Origin of the sequence: Streptomyces sp. x-80 (assembly GCF_046549095.1) — a bacterium.
Classification (GTDB): Bacteria; Actinomycetota; Actinomycetes; order Streptomycetales; family Streptomycetaceae; genus Streptomyces; species Streptomyces celluloflavus.
Map to the genome: position 1 here is coordinate 1 of NZ_JAJPWM010000080.1, position 610 is coordinate 610.

The following is a 610-nucleotide window of genomic DNA, read 5'->3' on the forward strand; positions in this document are numbered from 1 at the left end:
ACCGCATCCCCACCGCTCACCACCAAATCCCACAACTGCCCCGGAGACCCCACACCCCCCGGATACCGGCACCCCATCCCCACCACCACCAACGGATCATCCTCAACCGGACCCACCACCACCGCCGCTGCCTGCGCGGTCGATCCGGTCAGTTGGTCGATGAGGTAGTCCGCCACGTCGCTGGGAGTGGGGCACTCGAAGACCAGGCCGGCCGGCAGGGACAGACCGGCGGCGGCGCCGAGCCGGGTGCGGAACTCCACGGCAGTGAAGGAGTCGAAGCCCAGGTCGGTGAAGGTGTGATGCGGCTCGACCCGGCGGGCGTCGGCGTAGCCGAGGGCCGCCGCAACCTGCTCGGCCACGAGGGTGTGTATCGCGCGCGGTTCGGGGACCACTGCCGGCGCGGTCGCGGCCGATGCCTCGGCCGGGGTCACGGCCGGAGCCGGAGCGGCCGCCGGGGTAAGGGTGTTGGTGGTCAGAGTGTCAAGCCAGTGGCGTTCGCGTTGGAATGCGTACGTGGGCAGATCAACCGTACGAGCGCCGGTCCCCCGATACGCCTCACCCCAATCGACATCAACACCCCGCGTGAACACCTCCACCAAAGCCGACATAA

General features: G+C 69.2%; 1 protein-coding gene. It reads right to left on the bottom strand.

Features of this window, described 5'->3' with window-relative positions; translation table 11 throughout:
- The coding region (locus ACLJWH_RS41985; protein ID WP_411147078.1) for a phosphopantetheine-binding protein at window positions 1-359 on the bottom strand (359 nt) is incomplete at its 3' end.
- Window positions 360-610 lie beyond the last annotated feature (251 nt).